The organism is Bacillus cereus group sp. RP37 (genome assembly GCF_040459695.1).
In the GTDB taxonomy this organism is placed as follows: Bacteria; Bacillota; Bacilli; order Bacillales; family Bacillaceae_G; genus Bacillus_A.
Window position 1 is genome coordinate 1,420,738 of record NZ_JARVHP010000001.1, and the last position, 16,622, is coordinate 1,437,359.

The window sequence follows — 16,622 nt, forward strand, 5'->3', positions numbered from 1 at the left end:
TTTTAAGTAATACAATTTGTACAAGCATTATAAACAATATCAATGATTTTCGTAAAAAAGGTGCGAGTATGGAGTTTATAGAAGGATATGTAATTTTCATAGCTTTTTACACGATGATCGTATATAAGTAGGAGGAAGAAGATGTTGAAATATAGTAAATTAGCAATTGTAACTGCATTATCAATGACTTTACTAGCTGGTTGTTTCGGACCGAAACCAGAAGAGGAATTATATGTTGCATTTGAAAATGCTGCAAAGCAAGAAAAAACAATGTTTGAAGATGCAAAGAAACTTGAAACTTTAGAAAAAGAGGGACAAGAATTATATAACCAGATTGTTCAAGAAGGAAAAGATAATAATCAAACTGTTAAGGAAAAACTGAACCAAGCAGTGAAAAATACAGATGAACGAGACAAAGTGCTTAAAAAAGAAAAAGAATCTTTAAATAAGGCACAAGAAGAAGTGAAGTCAGCAGATAAATATGTGAAGAAAATTGAAGATAAGAAATTGAAAGATCAAGCGGATAAAGTGAAAAGCACATATGAGAAACGACACGATTCATTTAACAAGATGTATGATAGCTATAATAAATCGTTAAAACAAGAAAAAGAATTATATACAATGTTACAAGATAAAGGTACAAAATTAAAAGATATTAGTGAAAAAGTAAAAGTAGTAAATCAATCTTATAAGGATATCGAATCAGAGAAAGACAAGTTTAATGAATTTACGAAATCTTATAATACAGAAAAAATAGCTTTTTATAAACAAGCAAATATTAAAATTAAAGAAGAGAAAAAATAAAACAGTTTGGCCTACAATTGGCCAAACTGTTTTATTTTTTTGTATAAGTACGACTATACCATGGGACAGGTTCACTTAATTTTTTTTCTTGTTTCAGTGCTTCAGGACCAATATAATCTTGAAGTGTCTTTTTTGCTACTGTTAAAGATAAGGTTGTTTTCGGATTTCGATAGGAGGATTCAAGATGACCAAGATGTGGTAGGATTCGAAAATCTTCTTTTGTAGGAGGAATATGGAAAAAATAATCACCTAAACGTATAAGAACATCGGATTGTTGTTGGCTAAAACGTGGATTTCTAGAAAAATGTAATCCTTCTTTAATAGCTTTTTTTTCAGCAATTAAGCGTTCTAAAGCCGTCTTTTTTAACCAGTATAAATACTTCGGATTAGTTGCAGCTTTAGCATGACGATTCACAACGAAAATAGATTGAGCTAGTCGATTAATAGAATGTTGGTTTTGTAATTGAGATTGTGGTTGTGAAGGTTTCATATTGAATCTCCTTTCAATTTTTCATTATTATACCATAAATAAAAGAGGTTTTTATTATATGCAAAAAGTGATTGTATATATTTTCAATATTAAAGCAATATTGTTACAAAAAACAACTATTTTGTATAATAGTAATAGAATGTGTTTTAGAAATTTGATAATGAAAGAGTGAGAAGTTTGAAAGAAATATTAAAACAGCAATATGCCATTATAGATATTGGATCTAATACAATGCGTTTAGTTATTTATGAAAAGCAAAACGGAGGGTTTTATAAGGAGATTGAAAATACGAAAGTGGTTGCTCGGTTAAGGAATTACTTAGTTGATGGTGTGTTGATTGAAGAAGGAATAGAGGTATTGTTACAAACCTTATTTCAATTTCAAGAAAGTACACGATTCCACCAGTTGCATCATGTACTTTGTGTTGCAACAGCAACAATTAGACAGGCTGAGAATCAAGAGGCAATTAAAAAACTTGTTGAAGGACAAACAGACTTTACTCTTAGAGTATTATCAGAATATGAAGAAGCACGTTACGGCTATTTAGCAGTTATGAATTCAACTTCGTTCTCTGAAGGAATTACAGTAGATATTGGGGGAGGAAGTACGGAAGTTACATACTTTCGAAATAGAGAGATTTTAGAGTATTATAGCTTTCCTTTTGGAGCACTTTCTTTAAAGCAACAATTTATTAAAGAGGATATACCTACTGAAGAAGAGTTGGAAAAGATTCAAACGTACTTAGAGTATCAATTTCGAACATTACCATGGTTAATTGATAAGAAATTGCCTCTTATTGCAATTGGTGGTAGTGCGAGGAACTTAGTGAAAATTCATCAAAATTTAATTTGTTATCCTATAGCAGGGGTACATTTATACAAAATGAAAGAAGCAGATATTAAAAATGTGAAAGAAGAATTGAAAGCATTGTCGTTCATAGAACTTCAAAAATTGGAAGGATTGGCAAAAGATCGAGCAGATACAATTGTTCCAGCAGTCGAAGTATTTCATACGCTTGTTAACGTTATAGAGGCACCAGCATTTGTATTAAGTAGAAAGGGATTACGAGAAGGTGTTTTCTATGAAGAGTTGACAAAAGATTTGGGGATTTCATATTATCCGAACGTAGTCGAAGAAAGTTTGTATTTATTATCACATGAATATGAAATGGATATGGAATTTGTAATACAGCTTATTAAACATGGAAGATTGATTTGTCAACAGCTTGAAGAAACAGGGCTGATTTCTATGTCAGCAAAAGATTGGGAAATATTCCATCAAGCAGCGAAAGTATTTAATATAGGCAAATATATAGACGAAGAAGCGAGTCGTTTACATACGTTTTATTTATTAGCGAATAAAACAATTGATGGTATGATGCACAAAGAGCGAGTTAGATTAGCGCTTATTGCGTCTTATAAATCAAAAATGTTATTCAAACAACATTTGTCCCCATTTGAAGGATGGTTTGATAAAAACGAACAAAAAAAAATTCGCCTATTAGGGGCTGTTTTACAATTTTCAGCAGCTCTAAATATAAGACAAAGATCGCTTGTTGAATCGATATCTATTACAGAAAGTAAAGAAGGATTAACATTTAAAATAGAATGTGAGCAATCGGCATTAGCGGAAAAAGTGCAAGCTGAAAAGCAAAAAAAGCAGCTGGAAAGAGTATTGAAAACGTCTATTAATTTATCCTTTGAATCAAAACATTAGGTTGTACGGATGTCTTTACAAAAAATTAACACTTTGGAATATTGTAATTTGTTAAAATGAAGGTAACTAAATTATAGTAAAAAAGTTTCAAGGGAAGTGTGAAGAGGATGGAAATGTTGAAGGGGAATATAGTAAATTTAAATGATACAGCTCATTACAATAATCGAGAATTAAGTTGGTTAGCATTTAATGAACGTGTACTACAAGAAGCACAGGATGAAATGAATCCGCTCTTGGAAAGATTAAAGTTTATTAGCATTTTCAGCTCAAATTTAGATGAATTCTTTATGGTACGCGTGGCAGGATTGAAGGATCAAGTGAGTGCTGGATTTAACCAGCCAGAAAATAAGGCTGGCTTAACACCAAAAAAGCAATTAAATAAAATTGCGATAAAGGCCCATGAATTAATGACTGTACAATATGATACGTTTAAAAATTATGTGTTGCCAGCGCTGGAGTTAGAGGGAATTGAACGTTTAACATTCCACGATTTGACGAAAGAACAGAGAGAATTTATAGAAGAGTATTTTGATGAGCAAATTTTCCCGGTCTTAACACCTGTAGCTATTGATGCATATCGTCCATTTCCGATGTTATTAAATAAAAGTTTGAATTTAGCTACTCTTTTATATGATGAGAAACAAGTGGAGGAAGAAAACCGCACGAAGTTAGGAATTGTACAAGTTCCTTCATTACTTGAACGATTCATATTTTTGCCGAGTGAAGGGCAAAAGCATAAATTTATTTTATTAGAAGATGTAATTAGTGGTTTTACTCATAAATTATTTACAGGATATAAAGTATCGTCTGTTACCCGTTTCCGTATTACACGAAATGCGGATTTAACAATTCATGAAGAAGGTGCGAGGGATTTATTAAAGGTAATTGAAAAAGAATTAAAAAAGCGTAAGTGGGGAGCTGCTGTACGTTTAGAAGTTGGCAAAGAGCATATTGATGAAAGAGTATTAGCATTATTATATGAGGTGTTGGAAGTAAAAGATGAAGATGTGTATATAATGGATGGACCGCTAGATTTAACATGTCTATTTTCTTTATATAAAAAACTAGCTCCTTTATATGAACATCTTGTATATCCGGCTCTTATTCCGCAACGGCCTCAAGATTTAGGGGATGCGGAAGATGTATTTGAAAAAGCAATTGAGCATGATATTTTATTACATCATCCCTTTGAATCGTTTCAGCCAGTAGTTGATTTTGTCCGTGATGCGGCAGACGATCCGAATGTACTTGCGATCAAACAAACATTATATCGAGTAAGTGGGGATTCGCCGATTATTCAGGCGCTAAAGGTAGCGGCTGAAAAAGGAAAACAAGTGACGGTATTAGTTGAATTAAAGGCCAGATTTGATGAAGAAAATAATGTGCATTGGGCTAAAGAATTAGAAAAGGCAGGATGTCACGTTATTTACGGTGTAAGTCATTTGAAAACACATAGTAAAATTACGCTAGTTGTAAGGAGAAAAAACGGAAAAATTGAAAGGTTCGTACATCTTGGGACTGGAAATTATAATGACGCAACAGCAAAGTTATATACTGATTTCGGGTATATTACATCACGAAAAGACTTTGGGGTCGATGCAACAAATTTCTTTAATTATTTGAGTGGTTATACAACAAAACCACATTTTCATCATTTATCGGTTGCACCATTTGATATAAGAAAGCAATTTATGGATTTAATAGATGAAGAAATCCGTTATCATAGGCAATATGGAAATGGATATATTATCGCTAAGATGAATTCATTAACAGATAAACCATTAATAAAAAAAATGTATGAAGCTTCACAAGCTGGAGTAAAGGTAGAGCTCATTGTTCGAGGAACATGTTGTTTAAGGCCTGGTATTCCAAATGTAAGTGAAAATATTCGGGTAGTTAGTGTTGTCGGGAGATATTTAGAGCATAGTCGAATTTATTATTTCCATCATAATGGAGAGGAGAAGATATATTTATCTTCAGCTGATTGGATGACGCGAAATATGGAAAAGCGAGTAGAAATATCTTTCCCGATATTAGATATTGAAATGAAGGCGAGAATTAAGGCGATTTTACAGCTTACTTTAGCTGATAATGTAAAAACGCGTGAACAAAATAAAGACGGTGACTATTATTATGTTATTAATGGTAGTACAGAAGAAATTGATAGCCAAGTGAAGTTGTTTAAGATGGCGTATCAAAACACGGATGCTGAATAATGAGAACAAAGTAAAAAAACCTCTTAAAAAAGAGGTTTTTTTACTTTGTTCTCTACTTATTATACGTTCTCTAATAGAAGGATGCGTAGAGAGAATAGTTTTTATTGTAAGCATGTTAATAGATTATGGATCAGTTAAGAGAGGGAATAACATTGGTAGAATTGTTGCAGTACATTAATAATAGTATGGTTGTTGACAAGGTCCACCATAACAAGGATAAGGTGTTGGCGGTGGGAAAAGTGGTGGATAATACGGTCTAGGACCGAAAGCTAATGCTCCGCCGAGCAGTCCACCAGCAATGCCAGCTAGAAATGGGACGCCAAAAAACGGAAAGAAGCGTGAGTCGCCTACTGGACCAATAGGTGCTGAACGGACTGGGATTGGTTGATAATATGGATACATGAACAAACCTCCTTTATTGGACTCACTTTTATCATATGGTAAATGAAACGTGGATGAGCGCGTACAAGAAAGGATATGCAAGAAAATAGGCAAATGATTACGAATGTTGGAGCGTGAAAATCGTGATTTCAGGTTTTGACATAAATCGGAATGGGACACGTGTTCTTCCAAGGCCTCGATTGACATAGAGAGCTAAATCTTGAATTGTATAGAAACCTTCAACATAGTTTTTAGCAAGTGATGGGGTAATAATAGCGCCTAAAAAAGGAATTTGTACTTGTCCGCCATGGCTATGACCAGAAAGTTGTAAGTTAACTGGATATGTAGCAATTTTAGGTGCAATATCTGGCTCGTGGACAAGAACAATGTTATAAGTGTTTTGCCTCGCGTGCTGTAATGTCTCCGCTATTTTTGGTTTGCCTAGTAGTATATCATCGAGACCGAAAATTGAAATTTCACTATTATCCAGTAGACGAATTCTTTTTTCGCTATTTAGTAATAGTTCAAATCCAGATTCACGCATGATGTGTTCGTAGTATTCCGTTCCATATCCGCCGTGATCATGGTTACCATAAATAGAAAATTTACCGAAGGGTGCTTGTATATTTTTTAAAATGGATGCAACGAAAGGAGTGTCAGTATATGTTTGATAATTATCAATAAGATCACCAGTAAAAAGAACAATGTCGGGTTTTACAGCATTAATTTTTGAAACGATTTGAGCTAAATGTTGAAGAGAGAAATAGTATCCGAGATGTAAATCGCTAAATTGAAGAATTTTCATACCATGAAAACTTTTGGGTATAAGTTGTGACTTAAGTGTATGCTCTGTCATAGAGAGTAAATGAGGCTCAATATATTTAGCATAATAGTATCCGATGCTAGTGGTTATAAATGAATATAGACAAGTACGCATTCCAGCTTTTAAAAAATCTCTTCTTGTAATATTCTTCATAAAAATATGAGTATACCTATTTGACTTATATCATATGTGTTCGTTATATTTACAGGTTACTCAAATCTCCTTTCAGTTTATTTAAAATATATTTTAAATAATAAAAAAGTAGTATAGATTACGAAAAAAATGAATAAAAAGAAACCTCTTTACGTTAAAATATCAGAAAAGTTTAAAAATATAAAGATTTCTATTAAATAAAATGATAAAATGAATGTGTATTCATTTTTGGGAGGGGATGTATGTGAAAGAAAAGGTAGTTATTATAACAGGTGGATCAAGCGGAATGGGAAAAGGAATGGCGACTCGTTTTGCAAAAGAAGGGGCACGAGTTGTTATTACAGGACGTACAATGGAAAAACTAGAGGAAACAAAATTGGAAATTGAACAATTTCCAGGACAAATATTACCTGTACAAATGGATGTAAGAAATACGGATGATATTCAGAAAATGATTGAGCAGATTGATGAGAAGTTTGGGCGAATTGATATTTTAATAAATAATGCAGCTGGAAACTTTATTTGTCCAGCAGAAGATTTATCCGTGAATGGCTGGAATTCGGTCATTAATATTGTGTTAAATGGTACATTTTACTGTAGCCAGGCTGTCGGAAAATATTGGATTGAAAAAGGTATAAAAGGGAATATCATTAACATGGTAGCAACATATGCATGGGATGCAGGTCCAGGAGTTATTCATTCGGCTGCAGCGAAGGCTGGAGTATTAGCGATGACGAAGACGCTTGCTGTTGAGTGGGGCCGTAAATATGGAATACGAGTTAATGCTATTGCGCCAGGACCAATTGAACGTACGGGTGGTGCTGATAAATTATGGATTTCAGAAGAAATGGCTAAGCGTACGATACAAAGTGTTCCACTTGGAAGGTTGGGTACGCCAGAAGAAATCGCAGGTCTAGCTTATTATTTATGTTCAGATGAAGCTGCATACATAAATGGAACTTGCATGACAATGGATGGAGGACAACATTTACATCAATATCCATTTTAAAAAGGATGAGAAAATGAATGTTTGATTCATTTTTCTATGGGTAAATGTGACGGAATTGTGACAAATGAAAGAAAAGTGTTTACAAGAGGTCATATATACGTTATATTTAAGACCTCTTTTTTCTTCATAGTAGAATTGCTAATTCCCCTTAGCATTTTACCCCTCTAATCCCTTCAGGAGAACTGAAGGGATTTTTTATTATTTTTCCGTAAATATCATGTTATAATTTTTGAAAAGTAAAGGGAGGGAAGCACGTTGATAGATGCATTAGATGTAATGAGTAACTTGGATAAAGTCCTTCCTTATTATCAAGCTATTTTTAGTGCTGATGAGCATACTGTAATTGGATATGAAGTAGTAGGGCGTATTCAAACAGAAGAGGGCATACAAAGTTTAGCTTCTTTCTTTCATGATGATTCCATTCCAAGTGAGTTTCAACTGGAAGCGGATAACATTATAGTAGAAAAAGCTTTAAATCGTTATTTAGAAAGTGATCAAAAACTATTATTATTTATACATCGGAATGCGAACGTATTAATGAACGATGATGATGAAAGTTTACTTCAACTTTTATTGATGTATGAAGAGCAAGGTTTAAATTTGAAACACATTGTTTTAGAGATTACAGAACATGAATGTAAAGAAGATATAGAGCAATTTAATCATTTGCTTATGTATTATCGTACATATGGTATTCAAATTTCGATTAATAAAGTCGGAACAGGTACAAGTAATTTAGAACGTATTAGCGTGTTAGCACCGGATATTTTAAAGGTAGATTTAACAAACTTAAGGCAAACTGCACTTTTACAATCTTATCAAGATATTTTATATTCTTTATCATTACTTGCTAGAAGAATTGGTGCGACATTGTTATATGAAGAAATAGATGCTTTTTATCAACTACAATATGCTTGGAAAAACGGTGGTAGATACTATCAAGGGAATTATTTGAAAGAATGCTTACCTGATTTTATTGAAACGAATGTTTTGAAAGAACGACTTGGTAATGAGTGTCATCAATTTATTCAACATGAAAAGAAAAAGTTACAAAAGATTTATAATTTAACAGAAATGTTACGTGATCGAATCGGTGATGTTCTAGCGAAACAAAAAAAGAATGAAGATATAAATGATTGGTTATTACAATTTAGCCAAAGTGTATCACAATGTAGTTTTCGCATATTTATTTGTAACGAAGATGGTTTCCAACAATCAGGAAACGTTATGAAAAAAGATGGGGAATGGATTGTGATGCCTGAGTATTATATGAAAAACTGGAGTTGGCGCCCGTATTTTCTAGAAAATATTATGAAAATGCGCTTTGAGAATAAGGCAAGACTTTCAGATTTATATGCTGATATCGAAACAGGTGAAATGGTACGAACATTCTCTTTCCCAATTGATGATGAAAACTTTTTATTTATAGATTTATCGTATGAATATTTATATGAAGAAGATGTTTTATTTTAATGCACGAAGAAATTCGTGCATTTTTTGTTTGTTTTTATCATAAATTGGTAATAGTGAAAATGGTGCTGAAAATGCTGTCTATCGTTGTAAAGATTTTACGAACGAAACCAACCCATTCTTTGCATAATCATTGTTACAATGAATACTACAAAGACAAGTTTTCTTAAAAGGAAGGTGAAAAAATGAGGAAATATGGAATATGGTTAGTTCTATTTGTATGCGTTGCCTTTCTAGTTGGTTATAGTGTTACAACTGTTTTAGGAAAAGAGGAAGTGAAAGTCGATCGGAAAGAAGTGTTTACAACGATACAAAAGGGCTATGAAACCCAATTTTCAATTCGTGGGAAGCATTTGCCGATGAATAAGATGATAGAAACGTTATCACCATATTTTACAGAGAATTTCCTTCAAGTATTTACAGATGAAAATAGTAGAAGTGATAAACAAAGTGGTGAATATTTGCTTCCAGCAAAAGAAGCGCCGTTTTCTTTTCATTCAGAAACGAAAATGTCATATGATGAAGAGCATAAAATTTTATATGTATATGAGCGGGCGAAAAGTGGAGAATATCAAATTGTAACATTACAAAGAGATCAAGGGAAATGGAAATTGGCCGGATATCATGAAAGCCAAGAACTTTTAACTGAAATAAAAAGATTACAACAATTATAAAGTGAAACTTTAATCAGTGGGGGATGTTCGTCTCGCGCTACTTAATAGACCGCAAATAGCAGGATAAAAATAGGAATAGGTTTTTACCTATTCCTATTCTATATTGAGTAGCTGTTGTAATTTTTCAATTTGAAAACCAGCAACAACCTCTCCATCAATTACAACTGTTGGAGTTGAATAAGAATCATAGTCATATAAAAGACGATCGCGTGCAGCAGCGTCTTTTTTTACGTCAAATTCTTCATATACAACGTTATTATGCTTTAAAAATTCTTTCACAATGACACATGGCGGACAATCAGGTTGTGTGTAAACCTCAATTTTTTTCATTGTAATTCCTCCTTTTTTCTGTTTTTTATTATATTCTTCCAGTATAAAAATCGCAATAAAGAAGGAAAAAGATGTTTTTTCTGTTTTTTCCTTCGCATTTCGACAAATTTTTAGTTGAGTTTCTGGCCAATAACCTTTATCCTAGAGTGTGGAACATTTTTTCTGTTATGACGGATAGAATGAGTATAGCTGTAAAACCTATTGGTAGGAAGATCAGAGAAAGGAGAGATTTCATGTCTCTACTCCAAGGAATTTTAACTCGACTTGTTAGTCTACAAGAACAAGCTGAAAGCGGTGAAGTAGCACAACGCTATTTTGAAGTGAACGGTGAGCGCAAATGTAGCGTGAAATTTTTCGATAAAAGTGAAATGTATGAGTTAGAAGTGTATCAACAAGGTGAAAAACCTCAAGTGTATCAATTCGATAATATCGACATGGTTGCAATTGAGATTTACGATATCATTTCTTGATACATATAAAAAAGGTGTTGCCATATGGCAACACCTTTTTTAGTTCTATTACTTTTTAGCATATATGTATAGGGATTTTTCATTTTTCCTACAATGGTAATAAAGTGAAATTGTAATCAGTGGGGCTTCTTCGTCCTATACTGATTATTAGCCATCACCTATTGGGTGTTTATGGGTAGCAAATAGCGGGAAAAAATAACGAGGAGGTGTGTTGTATGGAACGTTTACCAGTTGTGATTTGTCCTAAATGTCACAATTCTGCTGAGATTATTCATGTATTAACGGCTCAATCGAATCAAAATGTAATTTATACGTGCCAAGTTTGCCATTTTGTAATTCGAAATATTGAAACGAATAAAGGGTAGGAAGTTATAATTTTTATTTTTGTCCCATACAATGAGAATACGAAGAGTCTGTCTAATTGAAAGGACGTGACTATGTGGCCGGTGAACATACATTTTATAATGTTTCAGAGAGACATTTAAATTTTGATATGGTCTTTAGCCGTATTTGTAGTTTCATTGAAAAGGATCCACGAAATTTATATCGCTTATCCATTGGGACAGACTCACAAGCACATCAAAAGGATACGAGGTTTATTACGGCAATTCATATTCATCGCGTTGGAAAAGGTGCCTGGGGCTGTTTACACCATAAATCAGTAAAAGATAAGCCAGCAACTTTACGTGAGAAAATATATTTAGAAACGCAGTTTAGCCAAGAAATCGCATGCCTATTTACTCCAAACCATATACAAACAATATGGGATTTATTGCATCCATATGCTCAAGATGGGGCTGGATTTATAATGGAAATTCACTTGGATATCGGAAATGATGGTTTAACAAAAGAATTTATTCTAGATATGACAGCGAAAATTCAAGCGATGGGATTAACTGCAAAAATTAAGCCAGATGCTTATGCAGCGTTTAGTTATGCAAATCGATATACGAAATAAAAAACAATTTTTATATATCTTTCACTAAAAACTGAATATTACATCTATTAAATGAGTTGGAAATTTTATATAATAAGAGTAACGATGCGAGTATAAGGAGAGGGGTATATGAAAAAGGAATTTGTTTTAACGGAAGAAGAAGAGAGTTTGTTACTAGATATTCTATTTCAGCAAAATTATGCGAGTGAAATTTTAGCTGTGGAACTTACAGATATTGAGAATGGGTTAAAACGGACAGATGTGACGCAATATAAAAAAATCACAAGGTTATTTTACAGATTAAAAAATAAGGGGTATTAAGCGCTACCGGAATGGTAGTCTTTTTTTTGTGTTGTATGCTAAAATAACTGTGTAATTTTGTTTTTATTGAAATAAAGTAAGGACAAAATAATAATATGAAAACGCTGTCATAAAATGTGAATAGAGTCGGTGATTAAAAGTAGTAAAAAGGGAAGATGGGGGATGTAACATGATTAGTATTCCGAAAGACGAGTTCCAACAAATTTTTGTGAAAGATTTAATGATTTCATCAGAAAAAGTAGCGCATGTCCAAATGGGGAATGGTTTAGAGCATGCTTTACTCGTTCTTGTGAAATCTGGATATTCGGCGATACCTGTTTTGGACCCGATGTATAAATTACATGGGTTAATTAGTACTGCTATGATTTTAGACGGTATGTTAGGGTTAGAACGCATTGAGTTTGAAAGACTTGACGAAATGAAAGTAGAACAGGTGATGAAGGAAGACATTCCAGTTCTTAAGTTAGAAGATTCATTTGCAAAAGCTTTAGAAATGACAATTGATCATCCTTTTATTTGCGCTGTCAATGAAGAGGGGTATTTTGAGGGGATTTTAACACGTCGAGCTATTTTAAAATTGTTAAATAAAAAAGTAAGGCAACATAATCGATAATGTGAGAAAAGTGACTTCATAGAAGCGGAGAAGTCACTTTTTTTTCGTGCATATCAGTTGTGTATGTATTATATTTAAAAAGATAAAAAATATAAGAGTATTGAAGTTAAATTAAGGATGAAAAGCTTATTGAGATAAGGTGTATGGAAGCTAAGGAAAGAGGGAGAAAGTTGCAAATTGATGATTTTCAAATGATGGTTGTGTTAGCTCAGGAATCAAATATGAGAAAAGCGGCGGAACGTTTATTTGTTTCACAACCTGCGCTTAGTCAGCGATTACAATCTATGGAGAAACAATGGGGAATGAAGTTTTTTATTCGTTCACAAAAAGGATTGACAATTACACCTGAAGGGGAAAAAGTCGCAAATTATGCAAAAGAAATGCTACAAAGGGAAGAGGATATTAAAAGTGAGCTAGCTGTTTTTAGAACAGAAACACATGGAACGTTAAAAATAGCTGTTGCATCAGTTATTGGTCAATATTGGCTTCCTCCTGTTTTGAAGAAGTTTGTGCATAAATATCCTTCTGTGAAAATATCGCTGTTTACTGGCTGGAGTAGTGAAGTACAAAAGCAATTTTATGAAGGAGACGTTCATGTTGCTATATTGAGAGGAACACAAGAATATAAAGGTCAGAAGCAACAATTATTTGAAGATGAACTTTATTTAGTGGATAAAGAAATAAAAGATATTACGATGTTAAAAGAGACAAATAGGCCGTTTATTCAATTTAAAAGTGACTCGACTTATTATGGACAAATACAAAATTGGTGGTATGGTTTATTTTCTAATCCACCTAAGAGAACAATTGTGGTTGATCAAATTGAGACTTGTAAACAACTCGTTTTAAATGGTATAGGTTATGCTCTTTTACCTTCTACTGTTTTAAAAGAAGTACAGGAAAATATGTATAAAACACCTGTTCAATTAACGAGAGAAACATGGTTATTGACGAGTGAGTCGGCTAGACAATTGAAGCAAGTACAAGCATTTTTAGAAATTATCGAAGAAATTCAAATGGAAAAATAGGATTATTATCTTGCTACTCGCTCTATCGTTTGGTAGAGTAACATTATAAATGGATTTAGGAGGCAACAAGAATGAAAATGATGGACGCTAACGAAATTATTTCGTTTATTCAAAAAAGTGAAAAGAAAACTCCTGTAAAGGTATACATAAAAGGGGATTTAAAAGAAGTAACATTCCCTGAAACGGTACAAGCATTTGTAAATAAAAAGTCTGGTGTATTATTTGGAGAATGGTCTGAAATTAAGACAATTCTTGATGAAAATAGCAAGCACATTGTTGATTACGTTGTTGAAAATGACCGTCGTAATTCTGCAATTCCAATGCTTGATTTAAAAGGTATTAAAGCTCGTATTGAGCCGGGCGCGATTATTCGTGACCACGTTGAAATCGGCGACAACGCTGTTATTATGATGAATGCAACAATTAATATCGGTGCTGTAATTGGTGAAGGTTCTATGATCGACATGAACGCAGTACTTGGTGGACGTGCAACTGTTGGTAAGAACTGTCACGTAGGTGCGGGTGCCGTACTTGCAGGTGTTATTGAGCCGCCTTCAGCAAAACCAGTTATCGTTGAAGATGATGTTGTAATTGGTGCTAACGTAGTTGTGTTAGAGGGAGTTACAGTAGGTAAGGGTGCAGTTGTAGCAGCAGGAGCTGTTGTAACAGAAGATGTACCTCCATATACAGTTGTTGCGGGTACGCCAGCACGTGTAATTAAAGAGATTGATGAGAAGACAAAAGCAAAAACTGAAATTAAACAAGAGCTTCGTCAATTAAACCCAGAGAAATAAAAACAAAAAAGCGTAAGAGCATAACCGGCTCTTACGCTTTTTATAGATAGAGGTGCAAAAATGGCAGTAAGCAAATTCGTTCAAATTCGTAGAGATTTACATAAAATACCGGAAATTGGATTTAAAGAGTGGAAAACACAACAGTATATTTTAGATTACATAGGAACGCTTTCGAATGAGCATGTGGAAGTGAAAGTATGGAAAACGGGTGTCATTGTTAAAGTAAATGGGGAAAATCCAGAAAAAATTATCGGTTATCGCGCAGATATAGACGGTTTACCAATTACAGAAGAAACTGGATATGAGTTTGCTTCTATTCATGAAGGAATGATGCATGCATGTGGACACGATTTGCATACAACAATCGGTTTAGGCCTTCTAACAGCAGCTGTAACAGAAAGAATAGATGATGACCTTGTGTTTCTATTCCAACCAGCTGAAGAAGGGCCTGGAGGGGCTCTTCCTATGTTAGAGAGTGAAGAGTTAAAAGAATGGAAGCCGAATATAATTCTTGGTCTGCATATTGCACCTGAATACGCTGTAGGAACAATTGCTACAAAAGAAGGGCTATTATTTGCAAATACATCAGAGTTATATGTTGATTTAAAAGGAAAAGGTGGACATGCAGCCTACCCGCATACTGCAAATGATATGATTGTTGCAGCAAGTCACCTTGTTACACAACTTCAATCCGTTATTAGTCGTAATGTGAATCCTCTTGATAGTGCAGTAATTACCATCGGAAAAATAACCGGTGGTACAGTTCAAAATATCATAGCAGAAAAGTCTCGGTTAGAAGGAACGATCCGAACGTTATCAGTGGAATCAATGAGTCGTGTTAAAAGTAGGATTGAGGCAATTGTTGCAGGTATAGAAGCTTCCTTCCAATGTGAAGCGGTTATTGACTACGGAGCGATGTATCATCAAGTATATAACCATGAAGCATTAACGAGAGAGTTTATGCAGTTTGTAAGTGAACAAACTGATATGAATGTAATTACATGTACTGAGGCAATGACAGGTGAAGATTTTGGTTATATGCTTCAAGAGATTCCAGGATTTATGTTTTGGCTTGGGGTAAATTCAGAATATGGTTTACACCACGCAAAATTAAAACCAGATGAAGAGGCTATTGAGAAAGCTATTGTATTTTTAGATCAATATGTGAAGTGGAAAGGAACTAGAAAGTAAACTTGCTCGCCAACTTTGCAAAAACTTACAGTGGGCACTTCTTAGTTCCAAGATGAAAATATCGTTCATATTTGCTTTGGATAGTCATCTGCATACAAATGGATAAAATAATGAGCAGTGGTTTTGAGCCGCTGCTCATTATTCATTATCGCTTATTGAGAAGATGATTAGTGAACTAGCTTATATATGTTTACATTTCGTGTGAAAAGTGTGTAAAATCAATGTGAAACATAGAAAAAAGGGTGGGGAATTACGTGCAAATTAGCAGTGCGATGTTGTGTTTCGTCTTATATGCGTATGTTATTATTGCGGCGGTTTATTTTGGGATAAGTTTTTATGCCTACCGTTTAGTAGATAATCATGAATATGACGAAACATATAAATGGGTGAAGAGATATTTATCACCTGTATTAGAAATTATGAATGGGTTTGTACTCTTTTTATTTATTGGATTAATTGCTTTCTCAACGAGTTTGGTAGGGAATAAAACGACATTATTTGTACTAGGTATCATTATTTTTATGTTGCTAGGAATACGGATTGGTAACACGGTGTTTTGGAATGAAAGAAAAGTAGATGGCTGGACTGGAATGTTAATCCCGTGTATGTTAGCGGCTATCGTGACAAACATAGAACATGAGTATTATCAATTACATTTTTGGCTCATTATCGTTTTAACAATTCTTTCGGTTTTGTATATAAGTACCGTAGTACTAACATACATTGCACATGAAAAAGGTGATGTTAAAGGAACTCGCTATTTTAGAGGGCGAGCACTATTCTGGAGTGTGCCAACCATGGCGGTTATAGGAATTATTGCGATATTAGTAAATGGATATCAATTTACTAATTGGCAACTGTTTTTAGAAAGTTGGTGGATTTTCATCATTTCGTTTATCGCTTTTTTAGGTGCAACGCATTATTTATTCCATCAACATCATTATATATTGGCATTGCTATTCGCATTTATACAACTATTATTTGCTTTCTTCGGACAAGAAACGTTATTATTCGTTTTTGAAACATTTAGTTCATTTGGAAATATATTTGTATTTGGTATGTTAATTTTCAGTATCGCATTTTATTTACAACAGTATTTTTATATGCAAAAACAAAAATAAGAATGATATACAGATTTTTGTAGCAAATCTAAAGTATGTTACAATAAAAATACATAGTATTCGATGTTATTGGAGGAATTC

The 16,622-nt window shown here is 33.5% G+C and carries 19 protein-coding genes; 15 read left to right on the forward strand and 4 right to left on the reverse strand.

Features of this window, described 5'->3' with window-relative positions; translation table 11 throughout:
• Positions 1 to 141 precede the first annotated feature (141 nt).
• Complete coding sequence (locus QCI44_RS07645) at positions 142 to 804, forward strand: YkyA family protein (protein WP_016086497.1); 663 nt, start codon at positions 142 to 144, stop codon at positions 802 to 804.
• 31 nt (positions 805 to 835) lie between these two features.
• Here the strand turns inward: QCI44_RS07645 and QCI44_RS07650 are convergent, their stop codons facing one another.
• A complete protein-coding gene (locus QCI44_RS07650) occupies positions 836 to 1,294 on the reverse strand; it encodes a YkyB family protein (RefSeq protein ID WP_000804864.1) in 459 nt (152 codons plus the stop codon).
• 177 nt (positions 1,295 to 1,471) lie between these two features.
• On the opposite strand from QCI44_RS07650, the gene ppx reads away from it, so the two are divergent.
• The gene (ppx, locus tag QCI44_RS07655; RefSeq protein WP_033660115.1) at positions 1,472 to 3,010 is read left to right on the forward strand and encodes an exopolyphosphatase; all 1,539 of its coding nucleotides are present in this window, start codon (positions 1,472 to 1,474) and stop codon (positions 3,008 to 3,010) included.
• Positions 3,011 to 3,117: 107 nt separating this feature from the next.
• A complete protein-coding gene (locus QCI44_RS07660; protein ID WP_098486303.1) occupies positions 3,118 to 5,226 on the forward strand; it encodes a polyphosphate kinase in 2,109 nt (702 codons plus the stop codon).
• Positions 5,227 to 5,400: 174 nt separating this feature from the next.
• Here QCI44_RS07660 and QCI44_RS07665 read toward each other — a convergent pair whose 3' ends face one another.
• Positions 5,401 to 5,628: a hypothetical protein gene (locus QCI44_RS07665; RefSeq protein ID WP_116363306.1), complete on the reverse strand. Its 228-nt coding sequence runs from the start codon at positions 5,626 to 5,628 to the stop codon at positions 5,401 to 5,403.
• Between the two features lie 97 nt (positions 5,629 to 5,725).
• Positions 5,726 to 6,583 carry a metallophosphoesterase gene (locus QCI44_RS07670; RefSeq protein WP_016135271.1) on the reverse strand — a complete coding sequence of 286 codons (858 nt, stop codon included), beginning with the start codon at positions 6,581 to 6,583 and terminating at the stop codon, positions 5,726 to 5,728.
• A gap of 244 nt (positions 6,584 to 6,827) precedes the next feature.
• Between QCI44_RS07670 and fadH the strand changes: the two genes are divergently transcribed.
• From fadH to QCI44_RS07685, 3 genes are all read left to right on the forward strand, one after another.
• Positions 6,828 to 7,592, forward strand: a complete 765-nt coding sequence (gene fadH / locus QCI44_RS07675) for a 2,4-dienoyl-CoA reductase (protein ID WP_016086502.1) — start codon at positions 6,828 to 6,830, stop codon at positions 7,590 to 7,592.
• Between the two features lie 255 nt (positions 7,593 to 7,847).
• Positions 7,848 to 9,065: an EAL domain-containing protein gene (locus QCI44_RS07680; RefSeq protein WP_000564300.1), complete on the forward strand. Its 1,218-nt coding sequence runs from the start codon at positions 7,848 to 7,850 to the stop codon at positions 9,063 to 9,065.
• A 182-nt stretch (positions 9,066 to 9,247) separates the two neighbouring features.
• Entirely contained in the window at positions 9,248 to 9,736 is a 489-nt protein-coding gene (locus QCI44_RS07685; RefSeq protein WP_016135270.1) for a DUF3993 domain-containing protein, read from the forward strand.
• A 93-nt stretch (positions 9,737 to 9,829) separates the two neighbouring features.
• On the opposite strand, the gene QCI44_RS07690 is transcribed toward QCI44_RS07685, so the two are convergent.
• Positions 9,830 to 10,066: a glutaredoxin family protein gene (locus tag QCI44_RS07690; protein ID WP_016135269.1), complete on the reverse strand. Its 237-nt coding sequence runs from the start codon at positions 10,064 to 10,066 to the stop codon at positions 9,830 to 9,832.
• Between the two features lie 233 nt (positions 10,067 to 10,299).
• Here QCI44_RS07690 and QCI44_RS07695 point away from each other — a divergent pair, with 233 nt between their 5' ends.
• The 9 genes from QCI44_RS07695 (at position 10,300) to QCI44_RS07735 (ending at position 16,541) form a co-directional block, all read left to right on the forward strand.
• Positions 10,300 to 10,536: a YkuJ family protein gene (locus QCI44_RS07695; protein WP_000055151.1), complete on the forward strand. Its 237-nt coding sequence runs from the start codon at positions 10,300 to 10,302 to the stop codon at positions 10,534 to 10,536.
• Between the two features lie 215 nt (positions 10,537 to 10,751).
• Positions 10,752 to 10,901, forward strand: coding sequence for a hypothetical protein (locus QCI44_RS07700; protein ID WP_016086506.1), 150 nt, complete (start codon positions 10,752 to 10,754; stop codon positions 10,899 to 10,901).
• 74 nt (positions 10,902 to 10,975) lie between these two features.
• Positions 10,976 to 11,494 carry a ribonuclease H-like YkuK family protein gene (locus QCI44_RS07705; RefSeq protein ID WP_000896654.1) on the forward strand — a complete coding sequence of 173 codons (519 nt, stop codon included), beginning with the start codon at positions 10,976 to 10,978 and terminating at the stop codon, positions 11,492 to 11,494.
• 108 nt (positions 11,495 to 11,602) lie between these two features.
• Positions 11,603 to 11,794, forward strand: a complete 192-nt coding sequence (abbA, locus tag QCI44_RS07710; RefSeq protein WP_016086508.1) for an antirepressor AbbA — start codon at positions 11,603 to 11,605, stop codon at positions 11,792 to 11,794.
• A gap of 169 nt (positions 11,795 to 11,963) precedes the next feature.
• Positions 11,964 to 12,407, forward strand: a complete 444-nt coding sequence (gene cbpB / locus QCI44_RS07715; protein WP_016086509.1) for a cyclic-di-AMP-binding protein CbpB — start codon at positions 11,964 to 11,966, stop codon at positions 12,405 to 12,407.
• Between the two features lie 143 nt (positions 12,408 to 12,550).
• Positions 12,551 to 13,435: a transcriptional regulator CcpC gene (locus QCI44_RS07720; protein ID WP_016086510.1), complete on the forward strand. Its 885-nt coding sequence runs from the start codon at positions 12,551 to 12,553 to the stop codon at positions 13,433 to 13,435.
• 71 nt (positions 13,436 to 13,506) lie between these two features.
• A complete protein-coding gene (gene dapD / locus QCI44_RS07725) occupies positions 13,507 to 14,229 on the forward strand; it encodes a 2,3,4,5-tetrahydropyridine-2,6-dicarboxylate N-acetyltransferase (protein WP_016086511.1) in 723 nt (240 codons plus the stop codon).
• Between the two features lie 60 nt (positions 14,230 to 14,289).
• Complete coding sequence (locus QCI44_RS07730; RefSeq protein WP_116363305.1) at positions 14,290 to 15,420, forward strand: N-acetyldiaminopimelate deacetylase; 1,131 nt, start codon at positions 14,290 to 14,292, stop codon at positions 15,418 to 15,420.
• A gap of 254 nt (positions 15,421 to 15,674) precedes the next feature.
• Positions 15,675 to 16,541: a cytochrome d ubiquinol oxidase subunit II gene (locus tag QCI44_RS07735; RefSeq protein ID WP_016086513.1), complete on the forward strand. Its 867-nt coding sequence runs from the start codon at positions 15,675 to 15,677 to the stop codon at positions 16,539 to 16,541.
• Positions 16,542 to 16,622 lie beyond the last annotated feature (81 nt).

Coding starts and splice junctions, on each gene's coding strand:
- QCI44_RS07660 (WP_098486303.1), top strand. CDS start 3,118: ATGGAAATGTTGAAGGGGAATATAGTAAATTTAAATGATACAGCTCAT.
- abbA (WP_016086508.1), top strand. CDS start 11,603: ATGAAAAAGGAATTTGTTTTAACGGAAGAAGAAGAGAGTTTGTTACTA.
- QCI44_RS07690 (WP_016135269.1), bottom strand. CDS start 10,066: ATGAAAAAAATTGAGGTTTACACACAACCTGATTGTCCGCCATGTGTC.
- QCI44_RS07670 (WP_016135271.1), bottom strand. CDS start 6,583: ATGAAGAATATTACAAGAAGAGATTTTTTAAAAGCTGGAATGCGTACT.
- QCI44_RS07730 (WP_116363305.1), top strand. CDS start 14,290: ATGGCAGTAAGCAAATTCGTTCAAATTCGTAGAGATTTACATAAAATA.
- cbpB (WP_016086509.1), top strand. CDS start 11,964: ATGATTAGTATTCCGAAAGACGAGTTCCAACAAATTTTTGTGAAAGAT.
- QCI44_RS07720 (WP_016086510.1), top strand. CDS start 12,551: ATGGAAGCTAAGGAAAGAGGGAGAAAGTTGCAAATTGATGATTTTCAA.
- QCI44_RS07645 (WP_016086497.1), top strand. CDS start 142: ATGTTGAAATATAGTAAATTAGCAATTGTAACTGCATTATCAATGACT.
- dapD (WP_016086511.1), top strand. CDS start 13,507: ATGAAAATGATGGACGCTAACGAAATTATTTCGTTTATTCAAAAAAGT.
- QCI44_RS07695 (WP_000055151.1), top strand. CDS start 10,300: ATGTCTCTACTCCAAGGAATTTTAACTCGACTTGTTAGTCTACAAGAA.
- QCI44_RS07685 (WP_016135270.1), top strand. CDS start 9,248: ATGAGGAAATATGGAATATGGTTAGTTCTATTTGTATGCGTTGCCTTT.
- QCI44_RS07650 (WP_000804864.1), bottom strand. CDS start 1,294: ATGAAACCTTCACAACCACAATCTCAATTACAAAACCAACATTCTATT.
- QCI44_RS07665 (WP_116363306.1), bottom strand. CDS start 5,628: ATGTATCCATATTATCAACCAATCCCAGTCCGTTCAGCACCTATTGGT.
- QCI44_RS07700 (WP_016086506.1), top strand. CDS start 10,752: ATGGAACGTTTACCAGTTGTGATTTGTCCTAAATGTCACAATTCTGCT.